General features: G+C 73.3%; 18 protein-coding genes. 6 read left to right on the forward strand and 12 right to left on the reverse strand.

Features of this window, described 5'->3' with window-relative positions; translation table 11 throughout:
* Window positions 1-6: 6 nt before the first annotated feature.
* A complete protein-coding gene (locus tag DAA34_RS00660) occupies window positions 7-882 on the forward strand; it encodes a hypothetical protein (RefSeq protein WP_106817177.1) in 876 nt (291 codons plus the stop codon).
* A gap of 60 nt (window positions 883-942) precedes the next feature.
* Here the strand turns inward: DAA34_RS00660 and DAA34_RS00665 are convergent, their stop codons facing one another.
* The 3 genes from DAA34_RS00665 to fdxA form a co-directional block, all read right to left on the reverse strand.
* Window positions 943-2,241 carry a citrate synthase gene (locus tag DAA34_RS00665; protein WP_106817178.1) on the reverse strand — a complete coding sequence of 433 codons (1,299 nt, stop codon included), beginning with the start codon at window positions 2,239-2,241 and terminating at the stop codon, window positions 943-945.
* Window positions 2,242-2,385: 144 nt separating this feature from the next.
* Window positions 2,386-3,507, reverse strand: coding sequence for a succinyldiaminopimelate transaminase (gene dapC, locus DAA34_RS00670; RefSeq protein ID WP_106817179.1), 1,122 nt, complete (start codon window positions 3,505-3,507; stop codon window positions 2,386-2,388).
* Between the two features lie 10 nt (window positions 3,508-3,517).
* On the reverse strand, window positions 3,518-3,844 hold the full coding sequence (gene fdxA, locus DAA34_RS00675; protein WP_106817180.1) for a ferredoxin: 327 nt from the start codon (window positions 3,842-3,844) through the stop codon (window positions 3,518-3,520).
* Window positions 3,845-3,865: 21 nt separating this feature from the next.
* Between fdxA and DAA34_RS00680 the strand changes: the two genes are divergently transcribed.
* Window positions 3,866-4,120, forward strand: a complete 255-nt coding sequence (locus DAA34_RS00680; protein ID WP_234354046.1) for a hypothetical protein — start codon at window positions 3,866-3,868, stop codon at window positions 4,118-4,120.
* Between the two features lie 18 nt (window positions 4,121-4,138).
* Here the strand turns inward: DAA34_RS00680 and DAA34_RS00685 are convergent, their stop codons facing one another.
* The gene (locus DAA34_RS00685; protein ID WP_158707539.1) at window positions 4,139-4,699 is read right to left on the reverse strand and encodes a 4'-phosphopantetheinyl transferase family protein; all 561 of its coding nucleotides are present in this window, start codon (window positions 4,697-4,699) and stop codon (window positions 4,139-4,141) included.
* A gap of 23 nt (window positions 4,700-4,722) precedes the next feature.
* Here DAA34_RS00685 and DAA34_RS00690 point away from each other — a divergent pair, with 23 nt between their 5' ends.
* From DAA34_RS00690 to DAA34_RS00705, 4 genes are read left to right on the forward strand one after another with little or no spacing between them, the layout of a single operon-like run.
* Entirely contained in the window at window positions 4,723-7,359 is a 2,637-nt protein-coding gene (locus DAA34_RS00690) for an AMP-binding protein (RefSeq protein ID WP_106817182.1), read from the forward strand.
* A 20-nt stretch (window positions 7,360-7,379) separates the two neighbouring features.
* Window positions 7,380-8,405, forward strand: a complete 1,026-nt coding sequence (locus tag DAA34_RS00695; protein ID WP_106817183.1) for an iron ABC transporter substrate-binding protein — start codon at window positions 7,380-7,382, stop codon at window positions 8,403-8,405.
* A complete protein-coding gene (locus DAA34_RS00700) occupies window positions 8,389-9,930 on the forward strand; it encodes an ABC transporter permease (protein WP_106817184.1) in 1,542 nt (513 codons plus the stop codon). Before DAA34_RS00695 ends, DAA34_RS00700 begins: the two co-directional genes overlap by 17 nt.
* Window positions 9,927-10,961, forward strand: coding sequence for an ABC transporter ATP-binding protein (locus tag DAA34_RS00705; RefSeq protein ID WP_106817185.1), 1,035 nt, complete (start codon window positions 9,927-9,929; stop codon window positions 10,959-10,961). Before DAA34_RS00700 ends, DAA34_RS00705 begins: the two co-directional genes overlap by 4 nt.
* Window positions 10,962-10,964: 3 nt before the next feature.
* Here DAA34_RS00705 and DAA34_RS00710 read toward each other — a convergent pair whose 3' ends face one another.
* The 8 genes from DAA34_RS00710 to DAA34_RS00745 are packed head-to-tail and all read right to left on the reverse strand — an operon-like array spanning window position 10,965 to window position 20,452.
* On the reverse strand, window positions 10,965-12,770 hold the full coding sequence (locus DAA34_RS00710) for a VanW family protein (RefSeq protein ID WP_106817186.1): 1,806 nt from the start codon (window positions 12,768-12,770) through the stop codon (window positions 10,965-10,967).
* 3 nt (window positions 12,771-12,773) lie between these two features.
* Window positions 12,774-13,283: a flavin reductase family protein gene (locus tag DAA34_RS00715; protein ID WP_106817187.1), complete on the reverse strand. Its 510-nt coding sequence runs from the start codon at window positions 13,281-13,283 to the stop codon at window positions 12,774-12,776.
* Window positions 13,280-14,152, reverse strand: coding sequence for a PIG-L family deacetylase (locus DAA34_RS00720; RefSeq protein WP_106817188.1), 873 nt, complete (start codon window positions 14,150-14,152; stop codon window positions 13,280-13,282). The genes DAA34_RS00715 and DAA34_RS00720 overlap by 4 nt, the downstream gene beginning before the upstream one ends.
* The gene (locus DAA34_RS00725) at window positions 14,149-15,870 is read right to left on the reverse strand and encodes an ABC transporter substrate-binding protein (protein ID WP_106817189.1); all 1,722 of its coding nucleotides are present in this window, start codon (window positions 15,868-15,870) and stop codon (window positions 14,149-14,151) included. The genes DAA34_RS00720 and DAA34_RS00725 overlap by 4 nt, the downstream gene beginning before the upstream one ends.
* Window positions 15,871-15,889: 19 nt before the next feature.
* Complete coding sequence (typA, locus tag DAA34_RS00730; protein ID WP_106817190.1) at window positions 15,890-17,785, reverse strand: translational GTPase TypA; 1,896 nt, start codon at window positions 17,783-17,785, stop codon at window positions 15,890-15,892.
* Between the two features lie 41 nt (window positions 17,786-17,826).
* Entirely contained in the window at window positions 17,827-18,378 is a 552-nt protein-coding gene (locus DAA34_RS00735) for a (deoxy)nucleoside triphosphate pyrophosphohydrolase (protein ID WP_325027405.1), read from the reverse strand.
* Window positions 18,285-19,373 carry an ABC transporter ATP-binding protein gene (locus DAA34_RS00740; protein ID WP_106817191.1) on the reverse strand — a complete coding sequence of 363 codons (1,089 nt, stop codon included), beginning with the start codon at window positions 19,371-19,373 and terminating at the stop codon, window positions 18,285-18,287. Before DAA34_RS00740 ends, DAA34_RS00735 begins: the two co-directional genes overlap by 94 nt.
* Window positions 19,370-20,452: an ABC transporter ATP-binding protein gene (locus DAA34_RS00745; protein WP_199847388.1), complete on the reverse strand. Its 1,083-nt coding sequence runs from the start codon at window positions 20,450-20,452 to the stop codon at window positions 19,370-19,372. Before DAA34_RS00745 ends, DAA34_RS00740 begins: the two co-directional genes overlap by 4 nt.
* Window positions 20,453-20,468 lie beyond the last annotated feature (16 nt).

Raw genomic sequence — 20,468 nt, forward strand, 5'->3', positions numbered from 1 at the left:
GGACCGATGGACCACCGCGACACCCACCGCGACCCGGACGGCCCCGGGTGGCGCCGCTGGTTCGTCCCGCTCGTCGCCGCTCTCGTGGTCGTCGGGCTGATCGGCCTCGGGGTCCACCTGGGTGTCGAGCGCGTCCGCGGCCTCGTCACCCCGACGTGCCGGGCGGCCGCAGCGGGGCGGACCGCGGCGCTCGACCCGGAGCAGACGCACAACGCGGCCGTCATCGCCGCCGTGGCGCAGCGGCGGGGGCTGCCGCCGCGGGCCGTGACGATCGCGCTCGCGACGGCGATCCAGGAGTCGAAGCTGCGGAACATCACGTACGGCGACCGGGACTCGGTCGGCCTGTTCCAGCAGCGGCCGAGCCAGGGCTGGGGCAACCGCGCGCAGATCCTCGACCCGGCCTACGCCGCCAACCGCTTCTACGACGCCCTCGTGCGGATCGAGGGCTACGAGGACATGCGGATCACGGAGATCGCCCAGCGGGTCCAGCGCAGCGCCTATCCCGAGGCCTACGCCGACCACGAGTGGGAGGGGCGGGTGTACGCCTCCAACCTCACCGGCCACACCGAGAGCGGTCTCGGCTGCCGGCTCAAGGACCCCGACGGCCCCGGGGACGCCTCCCGCCTGAGCGCGGCGTTGTCGGAGGAGCTCGGCGTCCGGGGGACGGCCACCGGCCGTGACGTCACCGTGGCCGCGGCCTCCCGGCGGCAGGCGTGGGCCGTGGGCACGTGGGCGGTCGCGCAGGCGCAGGCCCGTCGCACCACCTCGGTCACCGTCGGCGACCGGGTGTGGACGCGGGCGCGCGGCGAGGAGGCGTGGTCGTGGCAGCAGGCCTCCGACCCGCTGCCGGAGCAGCAGGTGCGGATCACCGTCGCCGGATGACCGGACCCCGGTCGTGACCGGGGCGGTCACGACCGGGGTCCGGTCCTGCAGGGGGATGGGTCAGCGCTGGTCGAGCGCCACGTAGTCGCGCTCGGTGGCGCCGACGTAGATCTGGCGCGGGCGGCCGATCTTCGTCTCCGAGTCCGCGATCATCTCGCGCCACTGGGCGATCCAGCCGGGCAGTCGGCCCAGGGCGAAGAGCACCGTGAACATCTTCGTCGGGAAGCCCATGGCCTTGTAGATCAGACCCGTGTAGAAGTCGACGTTCGGGTACAGCTTGCGCTCGACGAAGTAGTCGTCCGCGAGGGCGATCTCCTCGAGGCGCATCGCGATGTCGAGCAGCTCGTCCTGGACGCCGAGCTTCCCCAGCACGCTGTGGGCCGTCTCCTTGACGATCGCCGCGCGCGGGTCGTAGTTCTTGTAGACCCGGTGACCGAAGCCCATGAGCCGGACCCCGTCCTCCTTGTCCTTGACCTTCTGCATGAAGGTGTCGACGTCGTACTCGGCGCCCTGGATCCGCTGGAGCATCTCGAGGACGGCCTGGTTGGCACCACCGTGGAGGGGACCGAAGAGGGCGTTGATGCCGGCCGAGACCGACGCGAAGAGGTTCGCGTGGCTGCTGCCGACGAGCCGGACCGTCGAGGTCGAGCAGTTCTGCTCGTGGTCGGCGTGGAGGATGAGGAGGAGGTCGAGGGCCTTGACGACCTCCGGGTCGGCCTCGTACGGCTCAGCCGGGAAGCCGAACGTCATCCGCATGAAGTTCTCGGTCAGCGTCTGGCTGTTGTCCGGGTAGAGGAACGGCTGCCCGACGCTCTTCTTGTACGCGTAAGCGGCGATCGTCGGGAGCTTGGCCAGCAGGCGGATCGTGCTGATCTCGACCTGACGCTCGTCGAAGGGGTCGAGGCTGTCCTGGTAGAAGGTCGACAGCGCCGAGACGGCCGAGGACAGGACCGGCATCGGGTGCGCGTCGCGGGGAAAGCCCTGGAAGAAGGCCTTGAGGTCCTCGTGGAGCATCGTGTGCCGACGGATGTCGTTCTCGAACGTCGCCAGCTGCTCGCTCGTGGGGAGCTCGCCGTAGATGAGCAGGTAGGAGGTCTCGACGAAGCTCGAGGACTTCGCGAGCTGCTCGATCGGGTAGCCGCGGTAGCGCAGGATTCCGGCGTCGCCGTCGATGTACGTGATCGCGCTCGTGCACGAGGCCGTGTTGACGAAGCCGGCGTCGAGGGTGACGTTCCCGGTCTCCTTGAGGAGGCTGCTGATCGAATATCCGTCGTTGCCCTCGGCCGCCTTGACGAGCGGGAGGTCGATGGTCCTGCCCTCGGCCGAGAGGGTCGCTCCGGCGGGTCCGTTGTCCGTCATGTCATCCGTCCTTGTCGCGGGCCGCCCGGTCGGCGGCGGGTGCGTCGTACCCCCGGTCGCGCGGGGCACGGGATCACCTCGAACCTACACCTGACGTGGCGCGGCCCACGCCCGACCGCCGCCGACGGGCACCGCACGGGCTGCTCAGCGCCGACGGGTGAGCCGCTCCACGGCGGTCGCGATCCGCTCGTCGGACGCGGTGAGCGCGACACGGACGTGCCGACGGCCGGCGGCGCCGTAGAAGGCGCCCGGCGCCACGAGGATGCCGGCGGCGCACAGCCGGTCGAGCGTGTCCCAGCAGTCCTCGTCCGCCGTAGCCCAGAGGTACAGGCCCGCCTCGGAGTGCTCGATCCGCAGGTCGAAGGCCTCGAGAGCGGGCCGGAGCGCATCGCGGCGGGCGCGGTACCGCTCCTTCTGCTCGGCCACGTGGGCGTCGTCGGTCACCGCGGCGAGCAGCGCCGCCTGGACCGGTGCGGGCACGATCATCCCGGCGTGCTTGCGGACCTCGAGGATCCGCCTGACGAGCGCGGCGTCGCCGGCGACGAAGGCCGCCCGGTACCCGGCGAGGTTGCTCTGCTTGCTCGTCGAGTACACGGCGAGCAGGCCGGTGTGGTCACCGTCGCAGACCCGCGGGTCGAGGATGCTCGGGGTGCTCGGGCCGTCCGCATCCGGGCGCCAGTCGAGCGCTGCGTAGCACTCGTCGCTCGCGACGACGACGCCGTGCTGCCGCGCCCACCCGACGACCTTGCGCAGGTGATCGACACCGAGGACCTTGCCCGTCGGGTTCCCCGGGCTGTTGACCCACAGCAGCTTCGGCGTGCGGGACGGGGTCGGCGGCCCGAACGCCGCGAGGCCGTCGACGACGACCGGATCGGCACCCGCGAGGCGCGCGCCGACGTCGTAGGTCGGGTACGCGACGGCGGGGATGCCGACGACGTCCCCGGGGCCGAGGCCCAGGAGCGTCGGCAGCCAGGCGACGAGCTCCTTGCTCCCGATCGTCGGCAGGACCGAGTCGGCGTCGACCCCGGGGCAGCCGCGGGTGCGCTCGAACCAAGCGGCAACCGCCTCCCGGAGCGCGGGCGTCCCCCACGTCGTCGGGTACCCGGGGGCGTCGGCGGCCCGCCGCAGGGCGTCCTGGAGGACGGCGGGCGTCGGGTCGACCGGGGTCCCGACGGAGAGGTCGACGATCCCACCGGGAACGGCACTCGCCCGCTCCTTGTACGAAGCGAGCGAGTCCCAGGGGAAGTCGGGGAGCGTCAGCGCCACGGGGCGCCTGTCACTCGTCGTGCGACTGCGGCGGGAGCGCCTTGATCAGGGGGTGGTCCTTGGCGATGAGGCCCATCTTCGCCGCGCCGCCGGGGCTGCCGAGGTCGTCGAAGAACTCGACGTTGGCCTTGTAGTACTCGGCCCACTCCTCGGGGACGTCGTCCTCGTAGTAGATCGCCTCGACGGGGCAGACGGGCTCGCACGCACCGCAGTCGACGCACTCGTCGGGGTGGATGTAGAGGCTGCGCTCACCCTCGTAGATGCAGTCGACCGGGCACTCGTCGATGCAGGCCTTGTCCTTGAGGTCGACACAGGGCTGCGCGATCACGTACGTCATGCCGCACATACTATTCGGGCCGTGCGCGACGCCGACGACGGACCGGCCCCGGCACGTCGCGACCCCGCAGACGGCCTCGTACCAGGCCTGCGCGCCGCCGTCCGGCACCGTCTGCCCGAGCGGGACCCGGCGACCGGCGCCTCGCTCACGGACACCGTCGGGGACGTCATCACGATCGATGCTGAGACGGTGACGCTGCGGACCCGGCGACGCGGTGACGTCGTCGTCGAGCGCTCCCGCATCACCGCCGCCCGGGTCGTGCCCGCCCGCGACTGACCCGCACCCGGCGCGGTGTCACCCCTCGCGCCGCAGCCGGGCGAGCGGCTCGTTCGCCCGGCGGTGACGGACCGTCGGCGGGGCCGGGGCGACCACGGCGAGCGCGCCGGTGTACCCGGGCAGGGGCGCCTCGAGCGCGACCAGCGCCCCCTCGTCGCCGGCCTTGAGCACCGCCTCGTCGACCACCCAGCGGTCCCGGCGCCGGCGTTCCCCGGGGTCGGCACCGTCCTCGACGCGCTCGAGGTCGACGCCGACCGGGACGTCCGCCGCGGCGACGACGACGAGGACACCCGCGTGCGACAGCGACAGGTGCGGGCCGCCGGCGACGACCGGCCTCCCGTGGGGCTCACCGCAGTCCGGGCAGGTCCGGGTGAGCTCGACCTCGCCCGCCTTGCGCCCGCGTCGGTCGGCCGCGGCGATCCGCAGCAGCGCGGAGCCGACGAGGAAGCGACCGGCGGCGGCTCCGGCCCCGAGCCCCTCGAGCCTCCGGCTCTCGGCCGCCGTGAGGCAGCCAGCGAGAGCGATGTCGGCAGACGTCAACGTGGCCCACCACACGTCCACCTGCGCACCGTTCGTCATGGGGCAAGGTTAGGCTTACCTACATGACGGTGGTCGAGGAGGTGCGCCCGCTGGCGGCGCCGACGGCGGGGCCGTCCCTGGACCTCCTCGGCGAGCAGCACGACGACGTCCGCTCCGCGGTCGTCCTGCCCGGCGGACGGGTCCTCGACCGCGGCCAGCTCCGCACCCGGGTCATCGCTGCCGCCGCCCACCTGCCGGACGCGGCGGACGGGCGCCGCCTCGTCCACGTCCCCCTGAGCCGGGACCTCGACGCCGTCGTCGCCCACCTCGCCGTCCTCGCTGCCGGGCACGTGGGTCTCGTCACCGCCCCCGACGCACCGCAGGACCTCCTCGACCGCTGGTCACCGGACGTCCGTGCGACGGGCGAGGGCGCCATCCCCTTCGAGGTCGACCGCGGCGGCCCGCGCCATCTGCTCCACGACGACCTCGCGCTGCTCCTCCCGACCTCGGGCTCGACCGGCTCACCGAAGCTCGTCCGCCTGTCGCGCGAGGGCCTCCTGTCCAACGCGCGGGCCATCGCCGCCTCGCTCGGGCTGCGGGAGGGGGACGTCGCGCTGACGACGCTCCCGCTGCACTACTGCTTCGGCCTCTCGGTGCTGCACAGCCAGCTCGTCTGCGGCGGCGGCATCGCGCTCACCGACGCCTCGGTCACCGACCCGGCCGCCTGGGACCTGGCCCGGACGGCGGACGTGTCCGTCGTCCCGGCCGTCCCGCACACCCTCCGGCTGCTCGAGCACACCGACCACCTCGACACCCTCCCGAGCCTCCGCCTGGTCACCCAGGCCGGCGGCGGGCTGCCCGCCGAGGAGGTCCGCGCCTGGTCCCGCCGCGGCCGGGCCGCCGGGTGGGGCCTGGCCGTCATGTACGGCCAGACGGAGGCGACGGCACGGATCGCCGTCCACCGGCCGGAGGAGGTCGCCGCCGCCCCAGGGCTCGTCGGTCGCCCCGTCCCCGGGACGACGGTGCGGCTGGACGGGTCGGTGGACGGGGCAGCCGAGCTGAGCGCGCGCGCCGGACGACCCGTCGGCGAGCTCGTCGTCGAGGGCCCCGGGGTGATGCTCGGCTACGCCCACGAGCCGGCCGACCTCGCGCTCGGTCGGATGGTGCCGGAGCTGCGCACCGGCGATCTCGCCTCGGTCACGCCCGACGGCCGCCTCCGGATCCACGGGCGGCGCAGCGGGTTCGCGAAGATCATGGGCCTGCGCATCGACCTCGCCGCCGTCGAGTCACGGTTGCGCGCCGCCGGCCTGGAGACCTGCGTGACGAGCGACGACGCCGTCCTGCGCGTCACCACCACGTCCGGGCCCGACCGCGCCGCGCGGGTGGCGGCCTCCGCCGCAGGGCTCGCCCCGGCCAACGTGTCGGTCGCGCTCGTCGACGAGCTGCCCCGGCTGCCCAGCGGCAAGGTGGACCGGATGGCGGCCGCGGCCGCGCACGACCGACCGCCCGCCCGCGGTCGGCGGACCCGGCACGCCGGCCGCGAGGGCGCCGTGCCAGCGGCGGAACGGGTCGCCGCCGTCGTCGAGGGGGCGCTGGGCCGCCCGGTCGACCTCGAGCTCTCGTTCGCCGCCCAGGGCGGCGACTCGTTCACGCTCGTGCCGGTGAGCCTCGGCCTGACCGACGTCCTCGGCCCCCTCCCGCGCGGTTGGCAGCACCGCCCGCTGCGCGAGCTCCTCGAGCGCCCGGCCCCGACCGGCTCAGCGCGCTGGAGCACGGTCGAGACCTCCATGGTGCTCCGTGCGCTGGCGGTCCTGACCATCTGCGCAACCCACGCGACGGTGGTCGACGTGCCCGGCGGGGCGCACACCCTCCTGGCGATCGCCGGCGCGAACCTCGCCGGGCTCACCCTGTCCGCACCCTCGGTCGGCGAGCTGCTCGCCCGGACGGCCCGGTCGGTCCGCGCCATCGCGATCCCCTCGATGCTTGTCGCCCTGCTGGTCCATCTCGCCACCGGGGCCTACGGCTGGGAGAACGTGCTCCTGCTCAACTGGGCCATCGGAACCGTCGAGTGGGGCCCGCGGATCGAGCTCTGGTTCGTCGAGGCGATGCTGGCGTGCACCGTCGCCGTCGCGGGCGCGGTCGCGCTCGTCCGGGCCCTGCCCGATCTCGTCCCGACTCGCTGGCGGGATCCGGTCCGCAGCGCCGTGGGACTCGCCGCGCGCCACCGTTGGGCGCTCGCCCTCGGGTGCACCGCGATCGCCCTCGTTCCCCGCTTCGCTCTCGTGCCCGACGGCACGGGCCCGACCCGCGGCACGCCGCCCACCGTGCTGTGGCTCGTCCTCGCCGGGGTGACCCTCGGTCTCGCCCGCCGACGTCGCGAGTCCCTCATCACCCTCGCCGTCGTCGCCGCGGGGGGCGCCACCTTCTTCCCCGACCCCCAGCGCAACGCGACCGTCCTCGCTGGGATCGCGCTCCTGGGGCTCGTCCCCCACGTGCGGGTCCCACGAGCCCTCGTGCCCGCGCTCGGAGCGCTCGCCGCCGCCTCGCTGCACATCTACCTCGTCCAGTTCCACGTCCTGGGGCGCGTCGGGCACTCCTGGACCGGCGTCGTCGCCTCGCTGGCCGTCGGCCTCGCGTACTGGGCGCTCGCCCGTGCCGTCAGCACCGCCTGGCGCACCGCTCGGGTCCCGTCCCCCTCCCCGACCCCGACCACCACCTGATTCCCGAAGAAAGGCCCTCCATGCGCCGCCGCACCCTGCTCGCCGCCGCCGTCGTCTCGGTCCCTCTCGCCCTGTCGGCGTGCGGGTCCTCGAGCGACGCCGGCTACTCCCCCGACCCCGAGGCGCTGCAGGTCTACTCCGCGCAGCACGACGCGGTGACGACGGCGTGGGCCGAGGGATTCACGAAGAAGACCGGGATCAAGGTGCAGATCCGCGACGGCGAGGACGGCTCGATGGGCCACCAGATCGTCGAGGAGGGTGAGCGCTCGCCCGCCGACGTCTTCCTCACCGAGAACAGCCCGGCGATGACGCTCGTCGAGGACGCGGGCCTGTTCGCCCCCGTCCCGGCGAAGGTCGCCGCCCAGGTCCCGGCGGGGCGCCGACCGAGCTCGGGGGCGTGGACGTCCGTCGCCGCCCGCTCGACCGTGATCGTCTACAACCCGGAGAAGATCGCGGAGAAGGACCTGCCGGCCTCGCTCATGGACCTCCAGGAGCCGGAGTGGAAGGGCCGCTGGGGCGCCGGGGCCGCCAAGCCCGACTTCCAGGCGATCGTCGCCGGGATGATCGTCCAGCGCGGCGAGGACGAGACGAAGGCGTGGCTCGAGGGCCTGAAGGAGAACGCGAAGATCTACGAGAACAACATCGCCACGATGAAGGCGGTGAGCGCCGGCGAGGTGCCCATGGGGGTCATCTACCACTACTACTGGTACAAGGACCAGGCCGGCACGAAGGAGAGCTCGGGCAGCACGAAGCTTCACTACCTGAAGAACGAGGACCCGGGCGCCTTCATCAGCTTCTCCGGCGGCGGGATCCTCAAGAACGGCAAGCACCAGGCCGAGGCGAGGAAGTTCCTCGAGTACGTGACGAGCGTCGAGGGGCAGCAGGTCCTGGCCGACTCGGGATCGATGGAGTACGCCGTCTCGAAGGGCGCGACCTCCGACCCCGCCCTCCCGCCGCTCGACAGCCTCGACCCGCCGACCGTCGACCCGAGCAAGGTCGACTCGGAGAAGGTCGCCACGCTCATGACAGATGTCGGCATCCTCTGACCTCCGCGCGACGGCCGGGCGGGCCACCGTCTCGACAGCAGCCCTCGCCGTCGCGGCGATCAGCCTCGCCCCCCTCCTCGTCGTCGCCTCGCGCGCGTTCGGCGCCCCCTGGCACGAGGTGACCGCCTACTTCCTGCGTCCGCGGATGGGCGAGCTCGTCGGTCACACCCTTGCGCTCGTCGGGGTCACCGTGCCCGCGACGGTCGTGCTCGGCATCGGCTGCGCGTGGCTCGTCGAGCGCACCGACGTCCCGGCGCCGAGCCTGTGGCGGATCCTCCTCACCGCCCCGCTCGCGGTCCCCGCCTTCGTCAGCAGCTACGCGTGGACCTCGGCGGTCCCGGGTATGGAGGGTCTGGGCGGGGCTGCGCTCGTGACGACGCTGGCCTACCTGCCGTTCGTCCTGCTGCCGGTCGCGGCCGTGCTGCGCGACCTCGACCTCGCCGACGAGGAGGTCGCCCGGTCGCTCGGCCTGGGACCCCGCGCCGCCGTGCTGCGCACCGTCCTGCCCCGTCTGCGTCCGGCCGCGAGCGGCGGTGCGCTCCTCGTCGCGCTCCACCTGCTCGCCGAGTTCGGCGTCCTCGAGATGATGCGCTACCCCACGGTGACGACCGCGATCCTCACCCAGTACTCGATGGGCTTCAGCAACGACGAGGGCGCGATGCTCGCCATGGTCCTCGTCGTCATGTGCCTGGCCCTGCTCGGCCTCGAGATGCTCCTGCGGGGCCGGGCGCGCACCGCCCGGCTCGGCCGCGGTGTCCACCAGCGCGCCGGACGCTCCGCACTAGGCCCCTGGCGCTGGCCCGCCACGGCCCTCCTCGCCGTCGTCGTGCTGCTGGCCGTCGCGGTCCCCCTCGGCCAGGTCGGCCGGTGGCTGGTCCGATGGGTCGACCGGGGCGCACCCGGCGCCGCGGAGCTGCTGGCGGCAGCCGGGTCGACCCTCCTGCTCGCCGCCGCCGCCGCGGTCGTCGCGATCCTCGCCGCCCTCCCCGGCGCGTGGCGGCTCGACCGCCACCGCAACGTCGGGACCATCGCCATGGAACGGGTGACCTACCTCGCCAGCGCCCTGCCCGGCGTCGTCGTCGGCCTGGCGATGGTGACGATCGCCGTGCGCTGGTTGCCCGCGCTGTACCAGAGCGCCGGCATGCTCGTCGTCGCCTACTCGGTGCTCTTCGTCCCGCGCGCGATGGTCACCCTGCGCTCGGGACTCGCCGCCGCGCCGCCGGAGCTGTCCGAGGCCGCCCGGGCCCTGGGGTCCGACGGCTTCGACACCTTCCGCCGGGTCGTCGCCCCGCTCGTCCTCCCCTCGGCGCTCACCGGCGCGGCGCTCGTCTTCATCGCCGCGAGCACGGAGCTCACGGCGACCCTCCTGCTCGCCCCCACCGGGACCGAGACGCTCGCCACCGGGTTCTGGGAGGCGACCTCCGAGATCGATTACGTCGCCGCCGCGCCCTACGCTGCCCTGATGATCGTCCTCTCCGCGCCGGTCACCCTGCTCATGCTGCGGCAGTCCGGGGCCTCCCGGTGAGCGCCGTCCGCGTCCGCGGCGTCACCGCCTCCTACACCCCCGGCGTCCCCGTCCTGCACGCGGTCGACCTCGACGTCCCCGCAGGGTCGACGACCGCCGTGCTCGGCGCCTCCGGGTGCGGGAAGACGACGCTGCTGCGGATCATCGCCGGCTTCGTCCGTCCCGACGCCGGCGAGGTCGAGATCGGCGACCGGCTCGTCTCGGGCCCCGGCCGCCACATGCCCCCGGAACGGCGCGGCATCGGGTACGTCCGCCAGGACGGCGGGCTGTTCCCCCACCTCGACGTCGGGGGGAACGTCGCCTTCGGCTGGGACCGGCGCCGACGACGCCGGCGCGAGGGCGTGGAGGACCTCCTCGAGCTCGTCGGGCTCGACCCCCGGCTGGCCGCACGCCGGCCCGACGAGCTCTCCGGCGGGCAGCAGCAACGGGTCGCCCTCGCCCGCGCGCTGGCGCTCGAACCGGACGTGGTCCTCCTCGACGAGCCGTTCTCCTCCCTCGACACCGGCCTGCGGGCGCAGACCCGTGCCGCGGTGGCGCAGGCGCTCGCCGAGCGCGGCGCGACCGCGGTCCTCGTCACCCACGACCAGGGCGAGGCCCTCTCCTTCGCCGACCAGGTGGCGATCCTGCGCGGCGGCCGGCTGACCTCCGTCGGCGCGCCCCGCACGGTCTACGAGCAGCCGGCCGACCTTGCCGAGGCGGCCTTCCTCGGCGACGCCGTGCGGCTGGAGGGTGTCGCCGACGCAGGCGTCGTGCGCACCGCGCTCGGTGACCTCACGGTGGACGGTCCTCCCAGCCGCGGGGAGGTCGAGGTCCTCGTCCGCCCTGAGCAGGTCCGGCTGCGCCCGCCGGGCGACGGGGCGGTCGGCGCCGTCGTCGAGCGGACCTCCTACTTCGGTCACGACGCCCTGGCGATCCTGCGAGCCGGCGACGTGGTCGTCAGCGCGCGGGTGCGCGGCAGCGAGCTGCCCGAGCCGGGGGACGCGGTGTCGCTGACCGTGGAGGGGCCGGTGCGGACCTTCGCCCGCGCCTGAACGTCAGTCGGAGCTACCGCCGCCGCCGGTCGGGCCGGCGCACACGACGTGGTCCTCGGGGATGTAGCGGGTGACGAACGAGCTCGTACGCACCTGCTTGCCGTCGCGGCTGAAGATCCGCCCGATCGTCACCTCGAAGCCCTCCGACGGCGACTGCGGGACGCAGCCGGGCGACCGGTCGACGATCCGCTTCGGCTGGCGGATGTTCCGGCGCGGGCTCTTCGTCGCCTTCACGTCCCACGTCTTCGTGCCCCACAGCTCGACCGTCACGGCGTTGCCCGAGACGAAGGACCGCACGAGGATCCCACCCTTGGTGTCGTTCGTGAACCGGTTGTCGACGTCGGGCCAGGAGATCGTCGCCTCCCGCCCCTCGGGATAGCGGGAGATGTAGAACGAGTGCGGGTGGAACTCCTCGATCTTCGCGCCGGAGAAGAAGACCGCGTTGAAGAGGGTCGTCGACAGCTGTGAGATGCCGCCGCCGTAGCTGTTCGTCAGCCGGCCGGCGTTGATGACCGGCGCCTTGTTGTAGCCCTTCGCGGCCGTCCGTTCGCCGAGGACCGCGTTGAGGCTCAGGGTCTTGCCGCGCGGGACGTAGGTCCCGTCGAGCGTCCGCGCGGCAATGACGATGTTCTCCGTCCGCGGCGGGTTCGGCGGCATGTACGTCGTGAAGGTGGAGATCTTCTCCTTCGGCAGGTCCGCCTTGGCCTGCGCGGTCGTCAGCTCCGGCTCGAGACGGGTGACGCGCACCCGTGCCGTCCGGGCGCCGGTGTCCGTCATCGCACGCCACACGGACTTGGAGACGCTGGCGCGGTCGATGCCGTGGCCGACCTTCGAGGGGGTCACGGTCGGCGTCCGCCCCGTGAACGCGACCGTCGCGTCCTGCGCGGGTCGCACCACGCCGGCCCGCTCGCCCGCCGCGACGACCGCGGCCGCGAGCTTCTTGTCGTCGACCCTGGCACCGAGCGCGCCGCCCTCCTCCTCGACCGAGAGCGCGGGCGTCACCTCGGCGGGCTGGACCTGGAAGGACCGCGCCCCCGCACGGATGGTCACCGGTCCGGAGACGACGCGCTCGGCGACGTCCCGGACGAAGGCGTCCACCGCCTCCTTGCCGATGCGCGGGCGGGTGACCTCCGTCGTCGCGGTGAAGGAGTTCACCGCGGGCCACCCCTCGGCGATCCGGTCCCGGGTCGCGGTCGTGTCCACCGACAGCCCCTCCACCGGCTGGGTCGTGACGACCTTCCCGCCCGAGAACCGGACGGCGCCGTCGACCGACCTCCGCTCGGCGGACGCCGTCCGCTTCTCGACCGCGTCCGTGAGGGTCTGCTCGTCGATCCGGGTCTCGATGTCCCGGCGCACTCCCCCGCGGTAGTGGTGCCACAGGTCGGCGGGCGCGAGGCTGAACCCCGTGAGGCCGGACAGCGAGGCCTCGGTGTCGATGGCCAGTCCCGCCTCGTCGGGATCGATGCGGACCCGCTTGCCATCCACGTCGACCGTGACCGGGGCGTCCACGCGGTCGGCGAGACCGTCGCGCAACGCCTGCTTCGCCTCGTCGTGCGTCATCCCACCGACGGCCACGCCGGAGATGCGGGTGTCCCGTGGGACGCGGTCGCCGCCCAGCAGGGCGAGGCCCACGTAGAGCCCGGCGAGCAGAGCGATACCGGCGAGGACGGCGACGCACCCGGGGGCACGGCCCGGCCGTTCGGCGGCGGGGGCGGTCTCCCAGAAGACGTCGTCCTCCCGAGGCCCGGCCCCGTGCCGGGGGCCGGGGTCGTCCGCGACGGCACCATCGACGTCGTAGTCGTCTCTCACTGCTCAGCCCACGCTTCCGTACGTGCTGCGGTGCCGTACCAGGGCTGCGCCGGCACGGTCGGGTCGGTCGACGAAGAGTACGTCTCCGACGACGATCTCGTGGTCACCGTCGCGGTGCGTCGCCCGGGTCCGGCACTCGAAGGCGGCCAGCGCGCCCTCGACGAGGGCGACCCCGGTGCGAGGTCCGCGGTGGTGCGGGACGCGGTCGAGCTGACCGAGGACCGGTCGACCCGGGGCCGACAGCCAGTCCGCGACGGACCGCTGCCCGCCACCCAGGACCGAGACCCCCCAGACGCCGGCGCTGAGCACGGCCTCGTGGAAGCGGGACCCGACCGCCACGCAGAACAGCAGGGCCGGTGGTTCGAGGGAGAGCGAGACCACCGAGCTCGCGGTCATCGCGTGGTCGTGACCGTCGGCGATCGTGGTCACCGTGGCCACGCCGGTGGGGAAGCGCGCGATCGCGTGGCGGAACTCGTCCGGCGTCGGGAGCCGGTCGTCGGCGGCCCGGGTCATCCGGCGCTCCGGTGCTCGCCCGTGACCGGGTCGATCTCGGCGTAGCCCTCCCGGTCGGGCAGCCGGGCGGCGACGAGGTTGGACAGGGCGTGGGCCTGCCCGTCGGCCGTGACGATCACCTGGGTGCGGTGGTGGCGGAGGGCCTCAGCGCGGCTCCGGGCCGCAGCAGGATCGACGACCCGGATCGGGACGAGCGCGTCGTCGACGACGGAGACGGGGTACCCCTCGTCCTCGGCGGGGATGCGCCAGCCGAGCGCCTCGAGCTGCTCCGCGTGCTCCCGGACCCACGCGCGGTCCTCACGCGCCCACGAGGCGGGGGTGAGGGCGATCTCGAGGCGGATCGGTGCCCGGCCGTCGGCGGCCAGCTCGGCGTTCTCGGCGATGACGGCGGCACGGGTCACGGCATGGGTCCGGACGTGGTCGGGGTGCTGGTACCCGCCGCCGGCGTCGTAGGTGACGACGACGTCGGGGGCGACGCGGGCGAGGACCTCCCGGACCGCGTCCACAGCCTCGTCGTCGTCGGAGCCGACCCAGGCGTCGGGGTGGTCCGCCGCGGCCGAACCGGCCATCCCGCTGTCGCGCCAGCGCGCGCGACCGTCGGCCTCCGCCAGGACGTGGCTCGTGGCCCCCGCCGCGGCGAGGGCCGCCCGCAGCTCCCCGAGGCGGTGGGACGCGAGCGCGCCCTCACGCCCCGCGACCAGGTGCGCGAGCCCGGGGGGGATGACCTCGCCCTCGTCCCCGAGCGTGCACGTGAGGACGTGCACGTCACGACCGGCGGCGACGTCGTGGCAGAGGCGGACGCCGGTCGAGAGCAGCTCGTCGTCAGGGTGGGCGTGGACGAGCAGGACGGTCCCCGCCGCGACGGTCACCTCGCCACCCGGATCGTCGCGAGGTCGACCGCACCGCCGTAGGCGTCGTTCGTCGTCACCTCGGAGACGTCGGGGCCGTGGACGAGGACCGAGCGCCGCTGCGCGATCGGCACGTACATCCCGCGCTCGAGCAGCCGGATGTCGGCCGAGGCCCACAGCCCGGCACGTCTCCGGGAGGAGCGCATCGCGCTCGCACGGTCGAAGGTCGCGTTGGTCCGCACGTCCTTCACCGCGCCGTAGTCACGGCCGTTGCTCGTCGACGTGAGGTTCGTGCGCGAGTCGAACAGGGGCGGGAGGACGGTCGAGGCCGAGGGCCAGTCGGCACCCCAGTTCGACCAGAAGACGTCCACGGTCCGGGCAGTCGCCGGCTGGGCGGCCTTCGCGAAGTAGTCCTTGCCGAACGGCTCGAGGGTCACCTCGAAGCCGGCGGACTCCCATCCCTTCTCGAGCGCCTTCATCCCCTCGGTGACCTGCGGGCTGTCCCGGTAGGCGACGACGATGCGCGGGGTACGGTCCTTCGCCTTCCGCAGCTCGGCCCGCGCCCTGGCGGCGTTCCCGTGCGCGCCCCTCTCCAGCCGCGGGGGGTGGCTCGAGGGGAGGGCGGGGGTGAGCAGCGACCACGTCGGCTCGGCCGCGCGGTCTCCGCCGAGGGCGTCGACGAACGCCTGACGGTCGGTCGCCAGGGCGAGGGCCCGCCGGGTGTGCTCGTCGGCCATCGGGCCGCGGCGGACGTTCGGCGCGAGGTAGTCGACGAGCTGGTTGGGCGTGACGACCGTGCTCAGGCCGGCCGCCTGGTCGACGACGGGCCACAGCGCCCGGGGGACCGGCTCGATCGCGATCGCCGCCCGGTTCGCGCCGCCACCGACGAGGTCCTCGACGACGGCCTGCGGGTCGAGCCCCTCCCGGTGGAGGACCCGGTCCGGCTGCGCGCGACGGATGGGGTCGGCGGACGGCGTCCAGTACCGGTTGCGCACCCACGTGCCGCCCTTCGAGGGCGTCCACCGCCCGTCGAGCCGGTACGGCCCCGTCGAGAAGGCGTCGTAGAGGCTGTCCTTCTTCCGCTCCCGGCTCTTCTTGAACGGGGCGAACGCCGGTGTCGAGACGACCTGGTCGAAGTCACCCATCGGCTCCGCGAGCCGGAAGGTGATCGCCCGGCCCGTGCAGGTCACTGCCCGGTCGAACGCCCGCCGACCAGCGGCGGACCCCTTCGCGGTCTCCCACGGCCCACGGTAGATGCTGCGGCCCGACGCGCTGCGCGGGACGTCGAGGAGGACCGGGGGGTAGGCGCCGGCCATCTCCCGGGCGAAGGACCGGCTCACCCCGTACTTGACGTCCGCGCACGTGACGCGGGAACCGTCCTGCCACCGCACGTCCTTGCGGAGGGTGAACGACCACCGGGTGCGGGTGCTGTCCGCGGTCCCCGTCCCGGTCGCGAGGTCCCCGACGAGCCGCGGGCGCCCCTGGCCGTCCGCCACCGCGGTGTAGCCCGTGAGGCTGCGCAGGAAGAGGCGGTTGGCGTACCCCGCCGTCTCCCGCCCGCTCACCCGCTGCGGATCCCACGCCAGGACCGGCCCGAGCGACAGGAGCGTGAGCTCGCCGCGGCGGGGCTCCTCCGTCGGGAGCGCGGGCCCGGTGCCGCCGTCCTGGCACCCCGACAGGGGCAGGAGGGCGCCGGCGAGGGTGGCGGCGAGGAGGGGCAGGCGGAGGCGTGCGATCACGGCGGTCCCGGGCTCGGGGTCAGGAGTTGCGCGCCCGCGACGCGGCGCGGGAACGGGTGTTCTGGTCGAGCTCGACCTTGCGGATGCGGACCGCGTCGGGCGTGACCTCGACGCACTCGTCCTCCCGGCAGAACTCGAGGGACTGCTCGAGGGAGAGCTTGCGCGGCGGGACGACCTTCTCGAAGTTGTCGGCCGACGACGCGCGCACGTTCGTCAGCTTCTTCTCCTTCGTGATGTTGACGTCCATGTCGTCCGCCCGGGAGTTCTCGCCGACGATCATCCCCTCGTACACCTCGGTGCCCGGCTCGACGAACAGCGTGCCGCGCTCCTGGAGGTTGACCATGGCGTACGACGTCACGGGCCCCGAGCGGTCCGCGACGAGCGAGCCGGAGACACGGGTCTGGATCGGCCCGAACCACGGCTCGTAGTCCTCGAAGACGTGGTGCGCGATGCCCGCGCCGCGGGTCTCGGTGAGGAACTCGGTGCGGAAGCCGATGAGGCCACGGGAGGGGACGAGGAACTCCATGCGGATCCAGCCCGTGCCGTGGTTGGTCATCTGCTCCATCCGGCCCTTGCGGGCGGCGAGGATCTGGGTGATCGCGCCGAGGAACTCCTCCGGGGTGTCGATCGTCAGCCGCTCGACCGGCTCGTGGACCTTGCCGCCGACCTCGCGGGTGACGACCTGCGGCTTGCCGACGGTGAGCTCGAAGCCCTCGCGGCGCATCTGCTCGACGAGGATCGCCAGGGCGAGCTCGCCGCGACCCTGGACCTCCCACGCGTCGGGGCGCTCTGTCGGCAGGACCCGGAGGCTGACGTTGCCGACGAGCTCCTTGTCGAGCCGGTCCTTGACGAGGCGGGCGGTGACCTTCGTGGCACGGGTCGGGCCGCGGCCGACGAGCGGCGAGGTGTTCGTCCCGATCGTCATCGAGATCGCCGGCTCGTCGACGGTGATCACCGGCAGCGGGACGGGGTTCTCGGCGTCGGCGATGGTGTCGCCGATCATGATCTCGGGGATGCCGGCGATGGCGATGATGTCGCCGGGCAGCGCGGGCTTGTCCTCGAGCGGCTTGCGCTCCAGGCCCTCGGTCATGAGCAGCTCGGTGATCTTCACCCGCTGCTGGCTGCCGTCGTGGCGGCACCACGTCACCTGCTGGCCCTTGCGGATCTCGCCGTTGAAGACCCGCAGGAGCGCCAGGCGGCCGAGGAAGTTCGAGGAGTCGAGGTTCGTCACGTGCGCCTGGAGCGGGGCGTCCTCGTCGTACGACGGCGCCGGGATCGTCTCCATGATCGTCGCGAACAGCGGCTCGAGGTCGTCGTTGTCCGGGAGGGTGCCGTCCGCCGGGCGGGTGAGCGAGGCGGCGCCGGCCTTGCCCGAGGCGTAGACGATGGGGAAGTCGATCTGGTCCTCGTCGGCGTCGAGGTCCATGAACAGCTCGTAGGCCTCGTCGACGACTTCGGCGATCCGACTGTCGGGCCGGTCGACCTTGTTGATGCAGAGGATGACCGGCATCTTCGCCGCGAGCGCCTTGCGCAGCACGAAGCGGGTCTGCGGCAGCGGGCCCTCGGAGGCGTCGACGAGGAGGACGACCCCGTCGACCATCGACAGGCCGCGCTCGACCTCACCGCCGAAGTCGGCGTGGCCGGGGGTGTCGATGATGTTGATCGTCACCCCGTCGGGGGCGCCGTGCTCCGCGGCCGACGGCCCGGTGTACCGGATCGCGGTGTTCTTCGCGAGGATGGTGATGCCCTTCTCGCGCTCGAGGTCGCCGCTGTCCATCGCGCGCTCGTCGACGTGGTCGTGCTCGCCGAAGGTGCCGGCCTGCCAGAGCATCTTGTCGACGAGGGTCGTCTTCCCGTGGTCGACGTGGGCGACGATGGCGACGTTGCGGACGTCGGACCGATGGGTCATGGGCATTGCCGCATTGTCGCAGCCGAGCCCCGCCAGCCCCAATCCGGTCAGCCGCGCAGCAGCTCGCCCAGCGCGTCGACGATCGGCAGGTCGGCCTCGATCCACGGGACGTCGCGCAGCTCGTGGGCGGCGAGCCAGCGCAGCTCGTCGTGGTCCTCGAGCGGGCGCGGGGCGCCCTCGGCGATCGCGACGAGGGTCACGGCCATGACGTACCGACCGGTCAGCGGCCACGTGCGGTCCGCCAGCGGACCCGGCACCTGCTCACCCACCCGCACGCGCACCCCGAGCTCCTCGGCGAGCTCCCGGTGCAGCGCGTCGGTCGGGTCCTCCCCCGGCTCGACCTTGCCCCCGGGCAGCTCCCACCGTCCGGCGAGCGCCTCCGGGGCGGTGCGCCGGGCGGCGAGCAGCCGAGTCGGTCGGTCGAGGTCGTCGACGATCGCCGCCCCGACGACGAGGACCCGGTCCTCGCTCGGGGCGTGGACCGGGTCCCGGGGTCGCTCGGCGGTCAGACGATCGCCTTGTCGGTCGTCGCCGCGAAGTGGCAGGCGACCTCGTGGTCGGCCCCGATCCGCCGCTGCTGGGGGACCTCGCCGGTGCAACGGGCCTTGTCCGCGTCGCTCAGCTCGGTGCGGAACTTCGGGCAGCGGGTGTGGAAGACGCAGCCGCTCGGCGGGTTGATCGGGCTGGGCAGGTCGCCGGTGAGGAGGACGCGCTCGCGCTTGTCCTCCTTGCGCGGGTCCGGCAGCGGGACGGCAGACAGCAGCGCCTGGGTGTACGGGTGCTGGGGGTTGGCGTACAGCTCGTCGCGGTCGGCGATCTCCATGATCTTGCCCAGGTACATCACCGCGACGCGGTCGGAGATGTGCCGGACGACCGAGAGGTCGTGGGCGATGAACATGTAGGTGACGCCGAACTCCTTCTGGACGTCCTCGAGGAGGTTGACGACCTGCGCCTGGATCGACACGTCCAGCGCGGAGACCGGCTCGTCGCAGACGATGACCTCCGGGCGCAGCGCCACGGCGCGGGCGATGCCGATCCGCTGGCGCTGACCGCCGGAAAACTCGTGGGGGTAGCGGTTGTAGTGCTCGGGGTTGAGCCCGACGCGCTCCATGAGGCTCTGGACCTCGGCCTTCACCCCGCCCTCGGGCGTGATCCCCTGGATGTCGAAGGGGGCGCCGATGATCGAGCCGACCGTCTGGCGCGGGTTGAGCGAGCCCACCGGGTCCTGGAAGACCATCTGCATCTCGGTGCGCATCTTCCGCAGGCGCTCGCCCTTGATACCGGTGATGTCCTGGCCCTTGAAGGTGATCGTCCCCGAGGTCGGCGGCAGGAGCTGGAGCGTCGTGCGCCCCGCGGTGGACTTCCCGCACCCGGACTCGCCGACGACGCCGAGCGTCTCTCCCGGGTAGAGGTCGAAGGAGATGCCGTCGACGGCCTTCACCGGGTCGTCGGCCCGGCGGATGATGCCGCGGGTCTTGCGGGGGAAGTGCTTCCTCAGGTCGCGGACGGAGAGGATCGCCTCGCGCGGGTCGTGGCGCGCGTCCGACCGGTCCGTCGTGCCCGCCGTGGTCGCGCTGGTGATCGAGCTGCTCATAGGGTCGGCTTCACCTTCGTCTGGAAGATCTCGCGGCGGGTCTCGTGCGGGATGTGGCACCGGACCGGGTGCGGCGAGCTCTCGTCGAACGCCGGGGGCTTCGACACGCAGCCGAGCCGGGCCTCGTCGACGTACGGGCAGCGCGGGTTGAACACGCAGCCGGCCGGCGGGTTGATGAGCGAGGGCGGGTTGCCCGCGATCGGCCGCAGCCGCTCCTCGCGGACCCGGTCCATGCGGGGCATCGACGAGAGCAGACCCCAGGCGTACGGGTGCTCCGGGGCGTAGAAGATGTCGTCGACGCTCCCGCGCTCGACCGCCCGCCCGCCGTACATGACGAGGATCTGCTCGGCCATCTCCGCGACGACCCCGAGGTCGTGGGTGATGATGATGATCGAGCTGCCGAACTCCGTCTGCAGGCCCCGCAGCAGGTCGAGGATCTGCGCCTGGACCGTGACGTCGAGCGCGGTCGTCGGCTCGTCGGCGATGATCAGCCGCGGGTCGTTGATGAGGGCCATCGCGATCATCGCGCGCTGCCGCATGCCGCCGGAGAACTCGTGCGGGTACTGGTCGACGCGAGCCGAGGCGTTCGGGATGCCGACGCGGTCGAGCATCTCGACGGTCCGCGTCCGGGCGGCCTTCTTCGACACGTCGTGGTGGACGCGGTAGGCCTCCATGATCTGGTTGCCGACCGTGTAGTACGGGTGGAGGGCACTCAGCGGATCCTGGAAGACCATCGCGATGTCCCGGCCGCGCAGCTGACGCAGCTCCTCGTCGCCGATCGTCAGCAGGTCCTTGCCGTCGAAGATGATCTCCCCCGACAGCTGGGCACGGGTGCCCCGGTGAAGACCCATGATCGCCTGGCTCGAGACGGACTTGCCGGACCCGGACTCGCCGACGATGCCGATCGTGCCGCCCTGGGCGAGGTCGTAGGACAGGCCGTCGACGGACTTCACGAGGCCGTCGTCGGTCGGGAAGTGGACCTTGAGGTCCCGGACGGACAGCAGGGGCTCGCCGACGGTGTGGTGCGTCGGGCGCGCGCCGGCGGCGGTGGCCGCGGAGGGGGTGCTGGAGGGTGTCACAGGCGGTCCTCGGCGA

This window comes from Janibacter massiliensis (assembly GCF_900289115.1).
Taxonomy (GTDB): domain Bacteria; phylum Actinomycetota; class Actinomycetes; order Actinomycetales; family Dermatophilaceae; genus Janibacter_A; species Janibacter_A massiliensis.

Excerpts from the sequence above, each read along its gene's own strand:
- DAA34_RS00740 (WP_106817191.1), bottom strand. The coding sequence starts at position 19,373 with ATGAGCAGCTCGATCACCAGCGCGACCACGGCGGGCACGACGGACCGG.
- typA (WP_106817190.1), bottom strand. The coding sequence starts at position 17,785 with ATGCCCATGACCCATCGGTCCGACGTCCGCAACGTCGCCATCGTCGCC.
- DAA34_RS00700 (WP_106817184.1), top strand. The coding sequence starts at position 8,389 with ATGTCGGCATCCTCTGACCTCCGCGCGACGGCCGGGCGGGCCACCGTC.
- DAA34_RS00690 (WP_106817182.1), top strand. The coding sequence starts at position 4,723 with ATGACGGTGGTCGAGGAGGTGCGCCCGCTGGCGGCGCCGACGGCGGGG.
- DAA34_RS00715 (WP_106817187.1), bottom strand. The coding sequence starts at position 13,283 with ATGACCCGGGCCGCCGACGACCGGCTCCCGACGCCGGACGAGTTCCGC.
- DAA34_RS00660 (WP_106817177.1), top strand. The coding sequence starts at position 7 with ATGGACCACCGCGACACCCACCGCGACCCGGACGGCCCCGGGTGGCGC.
- DAA34_RS00685 (WP_158707539.1), bottom strand. The coding sequence starts at position 4,699 with ATGACGAACGGTGCGCAGGTGGACGTGTGGTGGGCCACGTTGACGTCT.
- DAA34_RS00695 (WP_106817183.1), top strand. The coding sequence starts at position 7,380 with ATGCGCCGCCGCACCCTGCTCGCCGCCGCCGTCGTCTCGGTCCCTCTC.
- fdxA (WP_106817180.1), bottom strand. The coding sequence starts at position 3,844 with ATGACGTACGTGATCGCGCAGCCCTGTGTCGACCTCAAGGACAAGGCC.
- DAA34_RS00665 (WP_106817178.1), bottom strand. The coding sequence starts at position 2,241 with ATGACGGACAACGGACCCGCCGGAGCGACCCTCTCGGCCGAGGGCAGG.